At 38.0% G+C, this 13,261-nt stretch carries 16 protein-coding genes and 1 other RNA gene; 12 read left to right on the top strand and 5 right to left on the bottom strand.

Annotation, left to right across the window (positions count from 1 at the left end; all coding sequences use genetic code 11):
- Positions 1-298: 298 nt before the first annotated feature.
- Both P4L16_05840 and P4L16_05835 read right to left on the bottom strand, forming a co-directional pair.
- The gene (locus tag P4L16_05840) at positions 299-613 is read right to left on the bottom strand and encodes a type II toxin-antitoxin system PemK/MazF family toxin (protein ID MDR3624642.1); all 315 of its coding nucleotides are present in this window, start codon (positions 611-613) and stop codon (positions 299-301) included.
- Positions 607-858 carry an AbrB/MazE/SpoVT family DNA-binding domain-containing protein gene (locus P4L16_05835; GenBank protein MDR3624641.1) on the bottom strand — a complete coding sequence of 84 codons (252 nt, stop codon included), beginning with the start codon at positions 856-858 and terminating at the stop codon, positions 607-609. Before P4L16_05835 ends, P4L16_05840 begins: the two co-directional genes overlap by 7 nt.
- Positions 859-1,208: 350 nt before the next feature.
- Here P4L16_05835 and P4L16_05830 point away from each other — a divergent pair, with 350 nt between their 5' ends.
- The 5 genes from P4L16_05830 to P4L16_05810 are packed head-to-tail and all read left to right on the top strand — an operon-like array spanning position 1,209 to position 3,916.
- The gene (locus tag P4L16_05830; protein ID MDR3624640.1) at positions 1,209-1,739 is read left to right on the top strand and encodes a penicillin-binding transpeptidase domain-containing protein; all 531 of its coding nucleotides are present in this window, start codon (positions 1,209-1,211) and stop codon (positions 1,737-1,739) included.
- Positions 1,740-2,492, top strand: a complete 753-nt coding sequence (locus P4L16_05825) for an effector binding domain-containing protein (GenBank protein MDR3624639.1) — start codon at positions 1,740-1,742, stop codon at positions 2,490-2,492.
- Between the two features lie 13 nt (positions 2,493-2,505).
- Positions 2,506-2,928 (top strand): YjdF family protein, encoded by a 423-nt coding sequence (locus tag P4L16_05820; GenBank protein ID MDR3624638.1) that lies wholly within the window; start codon positions 2,506-2,508, stop codon positions 2,926-2,928.
- The gene (locus P4L16_05815) at positions 2,918-3,463 is read left to right on the top strand and encodes a MepB family protein (protein MDR3624637.1); all 546 of its coding nucleotides are present in this window, start codon (positions 2,918-2,920) and stop codon (positions 3,461-3,463) included. Before P4L16_05820 ends, P4L16_05815 begins: the two co-directional genes overlap by 11 nt.
- A gap of 42 nt (positions 3,464-3,505) precedes the next feature.
- Entirely contained in the window at positions 3,506-3,916 is a 411-nt protein-coding gene (locus P4L16_05810; protein MDR3624636.1) for a VOC family protein, read from the top strand.
- Here P4L16_05810 and P4L16_05805 read toward each other — a convergent pair.
- Positions 3,909-4,595: a hypothetical protein gene (locus P4L16_05805; protein MDR3624635.1), complete on the bottom strand. Its 687-nt coding sequence runs from the start codon at positions 4,593-4,595 to the stop codon at positions 3,909-3,911. The two genes, P4L16_05810 and P4L16_05805, sit on opposite strands and share 8 nt — an antisense overlap.
- Before the next feature lie 13 nt (positions 4,596-4,608).
- Positions 4,609-5,298, bottom strand: a complete 690-nt coding sequence (locus P4L16_05800; protein ID MDR3624634.1) for a hypothetical protein — start codon at positions 5,296-5,298, stop codon at positions 4,609-4,611.
- A 438-nt stretch (positions 5,299-5,736) separates the two neighbouring features.
- Here P4L16_05800 and P4L16_05795 point away from each other — a divergent pair, with 438 nt between their 5' ends.
- From P4L16_05795 to P4L16_05765, 7 genes are all read left to right on the top strand, one after another.
- Entirely contained in the window at positions 5,737-6,771 is a 1,035-nt protein-coding gene (locus P4L16_05795; GenBank protein MDR3624633.1) for a hypothetical protein, read from the top strand.
- 322 nt (positions 6,772-7,093) lie between these two features.
- Entirely contained in the window at positions 7,094-7,354 is a 261-nt protein-coding gene (locus tag P4L16_05790) for a septation protein SpoVG family protein (protein ID MDR3624632.1), read from the top strand.
- A 38-nt stretch (positions 7,355-7,392) separates the two neighbouring features.
- Entirely contained in the window at positions 7,393-8,850 is a 1,458-nt protein-coding gene (locus tag P4L16_05785; GenBank protein ID MDR3624631.1) for a DUF3987 domain-containing protein, read from the top strand.
- Positions 8,851-8,955: 105 nt separating this feature from the next.
- Entirely contained in the window at positions 8,956-9,207 is a 252-nt protein-coding gene (locus P4L16_05780; GenBank protein MDR3624630.1) for a hypothetical protein, read from the top strand.
- 69 nt (positions 9,208-9,276) lie between these two features.
- Positions 9,277-9,474 (top strand): helix-turn-helix domain-containing protein, encoded by a 198-nt coding sequence (locus tag P4L16_05775; GenBank protein ID MDR3624629.1) that lies wholly within the window; start codon positions 9,277-9,279, stop codon positions 9,472-9,474.
- A 16-nt stretch (positions 9,475-9,490) separates the two neighbouring features.
- Positions 9,491-11,386 (top strand): ATP-binding protein, encoded by a 1,896-nt coding sequence (locus P4L16_05770; protein ID MDR3624628.1) that lies wholly within the window; start codon positions 9,491-9,493, stop codon positions 11,384-11,386.
- Complete coding sequence (locus tag P4L16_05765; GenBank protein ID MDR3624627.1) at positions 11,386-12,801, top strand: recombinase family protein; 1,416 nt, start codon at positions 11,386-11,388, stop codon at positions 12,799-12,801. Before P4L16_05770 ends, P4L16_05765 begins: the two co-directional genes overlap by 1 nt.
- Before the next feature lie 40 nt (positions 12,802-12,841).
- On the opposite strand, the gene ssrA is transcribed toward P4L16_05765, so the two are convergent.
- Positions 12,842-13,245: a transfer-messenger RNA gene (ssrA, locus tag P4L16_05760) on the bottom strand.
- Between the last annotated feature and the right edge of the window lie 16 nt (positions 13,246-13,261).

Here is a 13,261-nt window from a genome sequence, read left to right as displayed (position 1 = left end):
TGTGCGGCCTCTAGGGCCACTTTCATTTTAAATTCTGCCGTATATTGATTGTACTTTCCCATAGTTGCTATCCTTTCTGCGTTTAGTTTATCAGAAAGTTGCGCGATTTGGGGTGTCTAAATTTCGGGGTCCATTATAATGTAACGTACTCGTTGAAAACGCTATCACAAAATATACATAATAATTTTTTGCATTTTACGTTAACATGTCATTTCTATGAGAAGAATTTTCTTATAATTTCTTATTTTCTTTCGTAAAACATCCCGCTCCTAATTGCTGCTTCTTTTCAAGTCTATCTTCAGGTAAACATCTCTTGCAATATTGCAAGAACATTATGAGTAGTTTCTTTTTCAATTTTTCCGAGCAGTTTTACCAACCGTGATTTGTCTACCGTACGAAGTTGATCCAAAACAATATACCCTTCTTTTTTCTCAAAAAAGACAGGGATACGTGTTGGGTATATTTTACATGTTGAAGTCATAGGCGCTATGATGACAGTATTTAATCCATGCATTTCATTTGGCGAGATAACAACGCAAGGACGTGTTTTTTTAATCTCGCTTCCAGTTGTTGGATCCAGATTTATCAGGTAAACTTCGAATTGCTTTACCATTGCCACTCGTCTTTGTCAAACTCATTGGAAAAATCGCCTAATAAAGAAGGTTGTTTAAGTCCTTTTGTAGAAGATTTAAATTTTTGTTCCCATCCGTCTCTGGTTTGCTTTTTGGGAGAGATCAGCAATCCCTCCTCAGTAACTTTGAAAATAAGATCCATATCTTCTTTGAATCCTACTTGTTGAATGATTGTTTTGGGAATTCTTACACCCAATGAATTTCCTATATGAATAATATGAGCCATAACCACACTCCCCTTACATAATTACATTGTAATTACTTCTAAGGTTTATTGCAACTTTTAACTGAAGGCCCCTCAAGGAGAGTCAAAATTGGTAATCAAGAAATCATTGCTGATTTTTTTACGCAAATTTTACGCACTAGACTGGGTAAAAGTGGCCTAGGTGAAAAGAAAAAGGACTTATCGGCTTCCCGTAAGTCCTTGATTTACTTAGCGTTATTTGATTTGGTTTAATCTGAATTTTGGAGGTGGAGAGACGCATTCAGAACTTTCAACTCCAGTAAATTGCTTCTTTTCAAGCCTTATCAAAGTATGCTATCTTCTCTAGCTTTATAGTCCCGAGGAGAAGAACGATGAGAATATTTTTCATATTATTGACATTTCTAGGATTTTCTTATCAGCAGCTTCTTGGAGAAGAAAATTTCATTCTTATTGATGGTTCGACGAGCGAAATTATCAAAAAGTTTGGTTCTAGCATTGAGGAACGTGTTACTCCTGCCTCCTCTTTTAAAATTGTTCTAAGCTTAATGGGATATGACACAGGGACTTTACAGAATGAGCAGACCCCAACCTGGCATTTTCAGCAAGGATATGATGATTTCTTGGAATCATGGAAACGATCTCAAACTCCACAGACTTGGATGAATCGTTCTTGCATTTGGTTTTCAAAGATTATCGCATTACAACTTGGTCTTGAAACAATCGAGCAATATTTATCCTCATTTGAGTATGGAAATCAAGATTTCTCTACAGGAATGGTATCTCCAGGATCAACCAATCCTGCATGGGTAAGTTCATCTTTAAAAATTTCTCCGAAAGAACAAGTTGAATTTATTCAAAAAATGATCCGAGAGAAGCTGCCGATTTCAAGTAATGCCCTTTAAATGACGAAAAATCTTCTGTTTAAAGAAGAAATATCGCACGGATGGAAATTATTTGGCAAAACTGGACTGGGTAGCACTGTTGATGAAAATGGTAAGAACTTGAAAGTTAGATGGTTTGTAGGATGGGTAGAAGGCGGTCAGAATTTTTTCCCATTTGCCTATCTAATGCAAGAGCATGAAATCGATATTCTTCAAACTGTTCCACGAGTCAAACAACTTTTAGAAGAATCTAATTTATGGAATTTAAGAGAGGGAAAGATGCAAAAAGAATTGATAACAATGTCTGAGATTAAGTTAGTCGGCATTTGCGTTCGCACTAGCAATGAGCAAGAGCTAGATAAAATAAAAGGAAATATTTTCCCTTGTGTTCAAAAATATTTCCATCAAGGATTGGCTGAGAAAATTTCAAACCGAAAAAGGCCTGGCACGACATTTTGTGCCTATACCGACTATGAAACAGATCACAATGGAGAATATACTTATTTTATTGGTGAAGAAGTTTCTTCTTTTAATGATCTATTGCCTGAAGGGTTTCGACAGCTAGTGATTCCAAAACAACAATACGCAAAGTTTACAACTAGTCCTGCGCCGATGCCTGATGTCATTGTAAATGCTTGGAAAGAAATTTGGGAAATGTCTTCAAAGCAATTAGGTGGACATCGTTCTTACAAGACGGATTTTGAGATTTATGATGAAAGAGCAACCGATCATCAAAATATTGTTTTAGATTTATACATTGGTATTACACCTTAATCAGGTTTTCAACATGGCTACGATCAAAGCTACAATTTTCTTTGACAAACGGTTTTGGGTAGGAACTTTTGAAAGAGTCGACAAAGAAGGGTATGCAGTCGCTCGGCACATCTTTGGTACTGAACCTTCCGATCCTGAAGTACATGAGTTTGTTCTCAATCATTATGTAGAGCTAAAATTTGGAGAAGCCAAAGAAGTCAGCATTCAAATTCAACGAATGAATCCAAAAAGAGTCCAGCGGGAAGTTCGTCGTGAAATGGAAAAAATGAAAGAAACTTCAAAGCCTTCAACTTTAGCACAAGATTACATGCGAGAAGAAATTGAGAAGAAAAAGAAAGAGAAAAAAAACATAAGCAGCGTTGAAAAACAGGCTCGTAAAGATGAGCAATTTTCCCTCAAACAAGAAAAGCGAAAGGAAAAGCATCGTGGTCATTGAGCTAAAAGACAATATTTTTTCGAAAAGGGTTCATTCAGATTTATTGTTAGCTAACGACCTTATCTATAAGCCGTTAGGGCTTGTCCTTGAGAGTTTGAAAATAGAAGATGAGAGTGAAGATTACGGAGCTGCTGAATTCACTATAAACAACCACTCTATTAAATTTCGCGTAGGAAAGATCACTCCGAAAAAAGTTGGGCAATTTGTCACTTTTTGGAAGCGCATCGGTGTAGGACCTATTATGCCCTATGATTTAAACGATCCCTTTGGCTTTCTTGTGATTAGTGCGCGTACTGAAAATCATTTTGGCCAATTTGTTTTTCCAAAAGCTGTACTCTGCGAAAAAGGAATTGTATCTTGCCATGGAAAAGAAGGTAAGAGGGCTATGCGCATTTATCCTCCTTGGGATAAAGCAGATAACTCTCAAACTAAAAAAACGCAAGATTGGCAATCAAAGTACTTTATTGATACTTCTAAGAGTGCAAATGTTGGTTTTGATCTCCTCCAGTCTTTATTTCAATTTTCAAACTCTTAGAGGTAAAAAATTTGAATCGGGCACATTACTGGAGGTCAGACTATGCTCACAGGTATCAATCATATCACATTAGCCGTAAAGAATGTCGAAACTTCATTTGCATTCTATAAAGATTTATTGCAGTTTATACCATTGTGCAAATGGGATAGGGGCGCCTATTTTTTAGTAGGAGACTTTTGGTTTTGCCTGAATCATGATGAAAAGCGGATTGCAAGTCCTTGTTATACTCATTATGCTTTCAGTGTAAGTGATAAACACTTTGAGTTACTGAGTCAGAAAATTATCAGCAATGATATCAAAATATTTAAAGAAAACACCTCACCAGGGAAGTCCCTCTATTTCCTCGATCCAGATGGTCATAAATTAGAGATCCATGTCGATGATTGGAAGACAAGACTTCAAGTTAAGAAAAAGGAATTAGGTACATGGAAAAATGTGGAATGGTTTATTTAGCCCTCTCCTCTTGATGGGCAATCGAATGATCTTCCTGGACATCACTAATCCAATTATTTTTATCCCATGAAGAAAGAAAGTTTTTAGTAATTGGTAGATGCTTTTCCAAAGGATTGCCTGCTTGCCATTTTCCAGTTAGCTCAGTGAATGGAATTTTAACTGTAAAGGGAACATCAGCCAATCCACCCACGGAGTAGGGTTGAAAAACTAAAATAAGAGATTCATGATCTACCACAAATGTTTTAATCAATTCATGGTCTAGGTGATCACACAGTGGATCCGTTCCTCTAAAGTAGCTCCAATCGCTATGATATTTGAAAAAATTTTCGCAATAGCTCCGTAAAAATTCCTTTTGGCTGGGTTGTGGAAATAAATCATTTAATCCGATTTCTTTGAAAGATCCATTGGTTTTGACATATGTTTTACCTTCATAGCGATTCCATCCATGGGGCAGATGTGCAAATACAAAAATATTTCCCATAAGACTGACCACGTTATCTGAAAATAGAATGGCTCTTAAATGATAATTCATTTGAAAAGGCCCTTCATCTAAAACGCTCTCGGTTAAAATAGTGGCTATAAAATCTTTTTTGATCTCTTCGATATTATCCATTTTTTTATTTGAGCCTAAAGAACAGGCTGTTAAGATAAGAAGCAAAAAAATATAACTTATTCTCATAAAACGCACAATTTTAGGTGATAATAACGAAGCCATGTTGACCATATTCAGGTCTTAGATAATGATTGCCATTTTTCATGTGAACGAGTACAGCATGCAATTTACCTTCCATAGTCCACTTGATGGCTTCTTGCTTTGGAAGCCATATAGACTCGTTATCTATGCAAACTAAGTATTCGGTGATCACGCCTCTTTTTTTATGTACTCCTGAAATAATCCATTTTGGAATAAAGTCTTCCTCACCAACTTCCCAACGCTCATTTTTTTCGATAGCTTTCCAGTATCTTTCAAATTCTTCGTCGGATAAAGAGCTGATTTTGCGATTTGGGTCAAGATTGCTCATTTTTGCAATCTTTGGACCATGACCAGGATCTTCTTTAACATATCTAATAGATGCTTCTAATAAAGTTAGGTTTCGATAGCGGCTACCTCTCAACATAACAACCAAAGCCTCATGCCCTGTTTCATAATCAGGATATACAGCATACTCATACTCCCCAAATCCTGCTGAGCCGATCGCGCGTCTATCCTTGCTCATGCTATAAGGGCTTTTAAGAAGTGCTCCTGGATTATTACATCTCCAAGTTCGTTTTCCGCCACTTCGGATGATCATGTTGCCTTGTTCATCGAAATACTGAACAGTAAACATACTTGGTGGATCTCCAATATTTGGAGGGCCTGATTTAGCACTTACAAAGACCATACGATCACCTAATTTATATTTTCGATTGTTGCTATTACAACAGGGAATGAGTTTATGCTTTTTCGCTATGAAGCTTCCTTTGCATCATCTTTTGATGAGTCATTCTATGGCAATTTAGGAAAGGTTGCAATTACAAAGTTACATAAGGTTTGCCAATAAGCTTAGGTTTAAAAATTGTCCTGAATTAATTCGTATTCGTGACTTCTTTCGCTTCGCCTGTGAAATCCCATTGAAAATGTTGATTAATTTCTATAAAGTTTCATGTTCCGCACCAATAAGTTTTTGATGATGAAAGATGTATAAAATATTTTAAATTTCCTTTTGAAAGATTTTGAATTGGATAGTTCCTTGGAAGGTCTTATCTATGCTATTCGTGATCTTTTCAGTCTTATCACCTCTCACAAATCTCTGCAAACAAGCATCGCTGAATTATCAAAAATGAAAATTCAGGATCAAAAACATTTTGAGAATATCGCTTTAGCAGTAATTAAAGATGTACATCAAGCAACATCAGATCTGAGGAAAAAAATCGACTGTTTTCCTCGACTGAAGGAAGCCATTAATTCAACATTCTTTGCTGACATAAAAAATAAGGTCAAGCTCACTGAATATCCTATTGAAGAGAGGCCTCTTCTACTTATAGACCCATTTCTCAAACTTCTAAGAGCTGTTCTAGATTGTGGAGAAACAGAAAGCTTGATTATTCCCTACGCCTCCATAGCGTCAAATAATGATAGCAAGTTCATCAGAGAAATCACCTTCTCCAATAATATCAGGACTTTTTGTAGAGATGCTGAGCATTTTCGAGGAAAAAGAGAGATGGCTTTGTGGAATGCCTGGGATAACATTATTATCTTCCATGAATGGACAAAAAATGGATTACCTAACCCAGCTTTTAAGGAGAAAGTCGGAAATTTTTCAGGCAAAAACCAAATCAAATATGCTTTTAAAGCTATCTGCCGATACCTACTCACCAGTCTATTGGCTGTTGAAGACGATGCCTCAGCTTCGGTGTCCTCAATAAATGGTAACCTTCCAACTATGCTTTCCCAGCAAAAGCCTGAAACATTCATCATCACTGCCTTAGAACTATTCATTCACCCTTTTGAATGTGAAATATGGCTTCTTTTGCACTACAACAATGGAGTATACGCTCCTCACTTTGTCGCATGGCGTAAAGATGGAGGTAAAGGATTTCAATTTGGAATGGAGCTTCTTAAATTGCCGAAAGGAACTGTTCTGGATAATAATGATTTACCTGCGAGAAGAAATGATTTAGGGATCAGAGGAATATTGAGAAAGATCTTCTTTAAGAATTCAAAAACTTTCAATGGTTTGTATGTAAGAGTAGATGAATTGCCCTTCATCATCTCTAACGAACAAGTATTAGCTGCTTTGCCAAAAAACGAACGTCATTTAAACCGACAGTTTCCTGTTGATACCTACAACAAGTATCGAAAAACAACCGCTTAATTTTCTTTTGCTCTTTATTTTTTGATTCAAACATCAGATTTAGCATTCTTTTTTTTCCAAAATTCTGTCGTATTCTGTCGAAAAATCGATCTTTTCTCTCGAGAAACGCCGAAAGAATTTCTCAAATTCTGTCGCATTCTGAGATTAAATCGTCTCACTAAAATTCATGCTAAAATTTCAAGCATGAAGCAAAAACAAAAAAATCACATTTCATCCCAAGCTCAAAATGCCAAGGGTTGGTCCGATGACCAGTCCAAGCATCAAGTTTACGATTTTTTTGCTTTGCTTATGAAAATTGATAAACGTAACAACCCGAAAAACTATGAACATCAAAAAAGTCGAAATAGTACCGATCAAACCTCGTGAGGGATTGATTGGCTTTGCCAGCATTGTGATAGGTGACTGCTTTTACTTGAGCTCCATTGGAGTTCATACCCGTCTTGATGGGAAAGGGTTTCGAATCACTTATCCCACCAAAAAGGTCGGCGATATCAATGTTGCCATTTTTCATCCTTTAGAAAAAGAACTCAGCAAGGAAATAGAGCGGGCCATTTTTGAGAAGGCTGCTCAAGTGTTTGCATAAACGTAAAGAAAGAAGTAATCCACAACAATGGTAATCCCGTGATTGAAAATATCAATAGGCCAGATGAGCCACAGCCGAACATAGCCTCAAAGTTTTTGACTCGTTTTGATGAAGAAGGATTTTTTACCTTTCAAACATTTGCTGATTGTAAAACGAGCAATGCCTCATATTTGACTCGCATTTTACATGGAACATTTGATGAGCACCATGCTGAATTACTGCGTTTGAATCAACTAGGAGCTGGAATCTTTTTCACAGTTAATGCCACGGATGGCCGAGGACGTAGTGGAGCTAACATAACAAAAATTAGAGCTGTATTTGTCGATCTTGATGGTGCACCTTTAGATGCTGTCTATGATTCTCCTCTGGAGCCTCATCTCATCATTCAATCTAGCCAAGGAAAATACCATGCTTATTGGATTGTAGAAGGAGTAGCGCTCGATCAATTCACTAATATTCAAAAAATTTTAGCAATGCAATTTCAAGGAGACACTAAAGTTTGTGATCTTCCTCGAGTCATGAGACTTCCTGGCTTTCATCATCGTAAATCAGAACCGTATTTAACCCATGTCATTCAAGAAAATCACCATCAATCCTACGGCGTTGAGCAATTTATGTCTGCTTTCAAAATGAATGTAAATTTAGTTTCTCAAGAAGAACCTCGGTTAAGTGTAGAACACGATCCTATTCTAAAAGCCTTGCAAGAAAAAAACATGCTTCGAAATCCCATTCCCAGTAAGCCTGGAGGATGGGAAATGATTTGTCCATGGGTTTCTTCTCACACCACAAATGATTTTGGTACTCACTACTTTGAGGCCCATACGAATGGATATGCAAAAGCTGGATTTCATTGTTTCCATTCTCATTGTAAAGGTAAGAACATCGAACACCTCAAAACGTGGCTCAGAACTAAATCTCCAACAGTACTAGATAATGACTGGGCAAGCCCAATTCCTTTGCCAGAAAGTTTGCCAGAAGTCGCACAATTTAATGAGGCTCTTCTTCCAAGCTCTTTGAAAGGGTGGATTTTGGATATTGCCGAACGAATGCAGATTCCCCCAGATTTTTCAGCTGCTACATTGTTTGTGATTTTGGGATCATTAATCGGCAGAAAGCTTGGTATCTATCCAAAACAAATGGACAACTGGATCGTTGTCCCCAATCTCTGGGGCGCAGTGATTGGCCGTCCTTCTCTTCTTAAATCGCCTGCCATTGCCGAAGTTATGAAACCTCTTGAACGATTAATTTTGGAATCGATGGAAGAGCATAAAATTCAACAATCTCATTTTGAGAAGCAAAACATGATTATGGATGCCCAAAAAGCGGCCTTAAAAGAAAAATTGAAACAAGCCGCGAAAAAGGAGAATAGCCCATGGCGTTTGATTTCACAAAGTTATCAAGATGTGGTGCCAAAGCGCGAAGCAATCATCATCAGCCTTGTCGGCAAGCTGCAATGCCAAATGGGCGATGTTATTGGCATGGTGGGGCAATGTTGATAAAGCATGGTCACTGCACAAAGAAGGCCAAAGCTAAGCGCGTTGAGTACCGACTTTTGATCAATGACTTGAGGAAGTCTCTTGTATCTTTGGAGGATTTTATCTATGTGGGATGACTTAAGATATATTGACAACGACTTTGATATAGACAAGGCAAATAAACATCATTTGAAGTATCTTCGAAAGATGCGTTCGGAATGCCCTCATTTACCTGAGAGCCTAGCTAAAAAGTTAGCACTATGGGAAAGACATTTTATGGGGGACATAGAGGCCACTAAAGAGGTTTCAATTTTATGTGGTCTAGCTAAACGAGGAGATTTTGACTTTGAGCAAGAAGAATGGTTTCAGCCTGATTAGAGTGGAATTCTAGTTGCAAAGTTCTGTAAGCATTGATATTGTTTAAAATCAATAATGGAGGAAACCATCATGGAGAAGATTGACGATTATCTACAGATCAATGAAGCCGCAGCCTATTTGGGTATTTCACCCAGCACTTTGCGCAATTGGGAAAAGCAAGGGAAACTAACAACTCATCGCAATCCCATAAATAGTTATCGCCTTTACAAGAAAAAGGATCTTGAAAGCCTTCTGAAGTCAATCCGTAATTCAAGCAGCTCTAAATAACCCGCAAGGACCTCATATGGATCAACTAGAATTTGAAGAGCTATTAAATCTCATACAGAATGCTGATGAATCGGAAAGGGTTGAGGTCAAACGATCAGCTGAAAAAATTGGTGATAGCGCCTTAGAAACCATTTCTGCTTTCAGCAATGAACCTGGCTTGGGTGGTGGCTATTTAGTTCTTGGGCTTACGAAAAACGATTCTAATAAAGCTCCTCGCTATAAAGTTACTGGAGTTTCTAATCCTGATAAACTCCAAAGTGAACTTGTGACCTTATGCCGTCAAAATTTTAATAAACCTATTCGACCTGCTATTGACGTGCTTCTTCATCCACAAGGGCCAATCATCGTTGCCTATATTTCTGAAGCTGAAACTTATGAGAAGCCTATTTTCATTAAAAGCCGAGGAATAGAGAAGGGAGCTTATCGAAGAATTGGACCTACAGATCAATTATGCACCCCAGAAGATCTTGACATGCTTTATCAATTCAGATCTCAGAAAAAATTTGATAAAACAGTATTGGAAGAGGCATCCTGGAAAGATTTCGATCCGCAAGCTATAGCGGCTTATCGTGTATATCGAAAAGAAGTTAATGCCAAGGCGAAAGAACTTGCATGGAATGACCAAGAACTCATGATTGCCCTAAGAGCCGCCGTGGAGGTCAAGAACGTAATTAAACCAACAGTGGCGGGGATTATCCTGTTCGGAACTGAAATGGCTCTACGTAGATTGTTTCCGATTTCATCGAGAATAGATTATATCACTGTCGAAGGAAGAGAGTGGGTACCACATCCTGAAAAACGCTATTCGCAATGTTATGAATTTGGCGAGGCTCTGGTTTTGGCAATCCCTCGTGTCATTGCCAATATTATGAGAGATATCCCCCATGCTTTTTCGATGCAGCCAAACAGCATTTTTCGTAAAGACATCCCTTTGATACCCGACGTTGTCATTAGGGAGGCTGTCTGTAATGCTGTCATGCATCGTGACTATAGGGCTGGTCAAACGATTCAAATTATCCGCTATGCAAATCGCATCGAATTTTTGAATCCAGGGTATTCATTGAAACCCGAGGATCAACTTGGACTTCCTGGATCAATAACGCGTAATGATCAGATCGCTGAAGTGCTGCATGACTTACAAATTGCTGAAGTAAAGGGCACGGGGATTCGGACAATGCGTGAAGCAATGCGTGAAGCTAATTTATCTGTCCCCTTTTTTGAATCAGATAGAACAGCTAATAAGTTCACACTGACATTACTGACACATCATTTTTTTGACGAGAAAGACATTGAATGGCTTAAAAATTTCAAAGAATTCGATCTGACTGATGAAGAGGCTCGAACTCTTATAGTTGTCAGAGAAATGGGGGCGATCACTAATGCAGACTATCGAAACATTAACTGTGTGGAAACCTTGTCAGCTAGCGCCAGCTTGCGACGATTGAGAGATTTGGGTCTTCTAGAACAAAAGGGCCGAAGCAATGCAACCTACTATGTTCCAACAAGTAAATTATTAACGGGTCATATAAAGCCTAACCTTCAGAGTTCAAACCTACCTGGCTTAGACTCAAACCTACCTAGTTCCAACTCAAACCTACCTAGCTTGAGTTCTACCCTACCTAGTTCCACTGGTCAGGTTGTGTCTTCATTATTTGCTTCCATTCCAGAAGATCTAAAATCAAAAATTGAAAATCTTAGAAAAAAATCTGATATTGAAGAGGTTAAATCTTTAATTAAAGATCTTTGTTCTTTACGTTCGTTTCGCATTCAAGAACTTTCTGAGATATTAAAACGAAATCCAAAATATATAAAAGAAGTCTATTTAAAAAGTATGATTGAATCAGGAATCCTCGAATACACATTTCCTCATCAATCAAGTCATCCCCAACAAGCTTATCGGACAAAGAAATAATGAAGGCTCTATTACTGGCTCGCGTTTCAAGCAAAGAGCAAGAGGAAGGACAATCTATCCCTGCTCAAGAGCGTCGTTTAAGAGAATATGCCGAAAGAAAAGGTCTTATTGTTGAGGAAGTTTTTAAAATTACCGAGTCATCGACTAAAAATACCCGCAAAGAGTTTGAGAAAATTTTAGAACGTATCCGCAAGTCACGTGAGACCGTTGCTTTAGTTGCTGATACAATCGATAGAGTTCAGCGCAGTTTTAAAGAATCAGTGGTTCTTGACAATCTGCGAAAAGATGGAAAAGTAGAAATCCACTTCATGCGGGAGGGATTGATCCTTAACCTCAGGTCCAATAGCTCTGATATTTTGCGCTGGGATATGGGTGTTATGTTTGCACGCAGTTATGTTCTGCAATTAAGTGACAATATTAAGAGAAGTAAGGAGCAAGCTGCAAAACGAGGAGTATGGATGGGTTTAGCTCCTACAGGCTATATGCATATCACGAATGACAAAGGAGAAAAGACAATCATTTTAGATCCAGACCGAGCACCTTTTGTTAGAAAGTTATTTGAAATGTATGCCACAGGAAATCACTCTTTACAGACATTAAAAACAGCAGCAATTGAAATGGGTTTGAGGACTAAAAAAGGAGAACATCTTGCCATCTCTCAAATCAATAAAATTTTGAAGAAGTCCTTTTATTGCGGGATGATGGAAACCAAGTATGGGATCATAGAACATTGCTATGAGCCTCTCATTTCGCAAGCTTTATTCCAGCAAGTTCAAGATGTGATTAATGGCTTTCATAAAAAACCTCATAAGATAGCAACTAAGCCCTTCATCTTTAAAGGACTGATCACCTGTTCTGATTGCGGATGTATGGTTACCCCTGAAATTCATAAGGGACGCTACGTTTACTATAGCTGTACCAATGCTAAAAAAATTTGTAAGCGGGTCTATGTAAAAGAAGAAGAACTGGTTAAAACTTTATCAGAGTATTTGGATCAAATTGCCTTGAATGAAGAGCAAATTGCTAGCGTAACCAAATATCTCAAAGAAATTCACGAATCGGAGAATCAATTTCATGAGGAAAGCTTGGCCACTCTGCAAAAAGAAAGAGACAAGATTCAAAAGCGGTTAAGCCAGATTTATGACGATAAATTGGATGGCTTGATCGATGAAAAGCTCTATCTCGAAAAAGTTCGAGAATACAAAAAACGCCAGATCGAGATTGCCGAAGAGATGAAGAATCATGAGAAAGCAGACCAAAATTTCTATATTACGGCGAATATGGTCATGAATTTGGCTGCTCGTGCTAGGGAAATCTTTGAAAGTTCTGAAGTGGATGAAAAACGAGAATTGCTGAATTTAGTGTTTCAGAACTTAAAATTAGAGGGTAAAAAAATGGCTCAAGGAAGCCCGTGAGCCATTTCATACGATGATTGGATATAAGGACTGTCCAACCAATTGGAGGTGGAGAGAATCGAACTCTCGTCCTGAGCAAACTCTATAATAACCTCTACATGCATAGTGTTCTTTTTTTAGCTAAATTTCTTTAAAGAACACGCCCAAAAAACTTAGCCGCCCTATTTATCTTGAAGTTTAGCTCCTAAGAGCAGTCGATGCTAACTTCATACCAAGTAAATAACGATAGTTCCAAGACCCTTGGTCCAACCCTGGGCTATCGGAAGCTTAAAGGCGATTAAGCCGCAGCTTCTACCACATCTGCACCGAAGCAACTGAAGTTACCAGCGATGACATTAGATTTAGATTTGGCACTTAATGTTTTATCAGTTTTTTTAGGAGGCCAACTGACTTCCTCCGCATGCCATTATTACTTTATTTCACAGTCGAAACCTTTACACCCCCACGTTTATTATACCGT

Source organism: Chlamydiales bacterium (assembly GCA_031292375.1).
Classification (GTDB): domain Bacteria; phylum Chlamydiota; class Chlamydiia; order Chlamydiales; family VFKH01; genus JARLHF01.
This window is presented reverse-complemented; position numbering and strand designations above follow the sequence as displayed.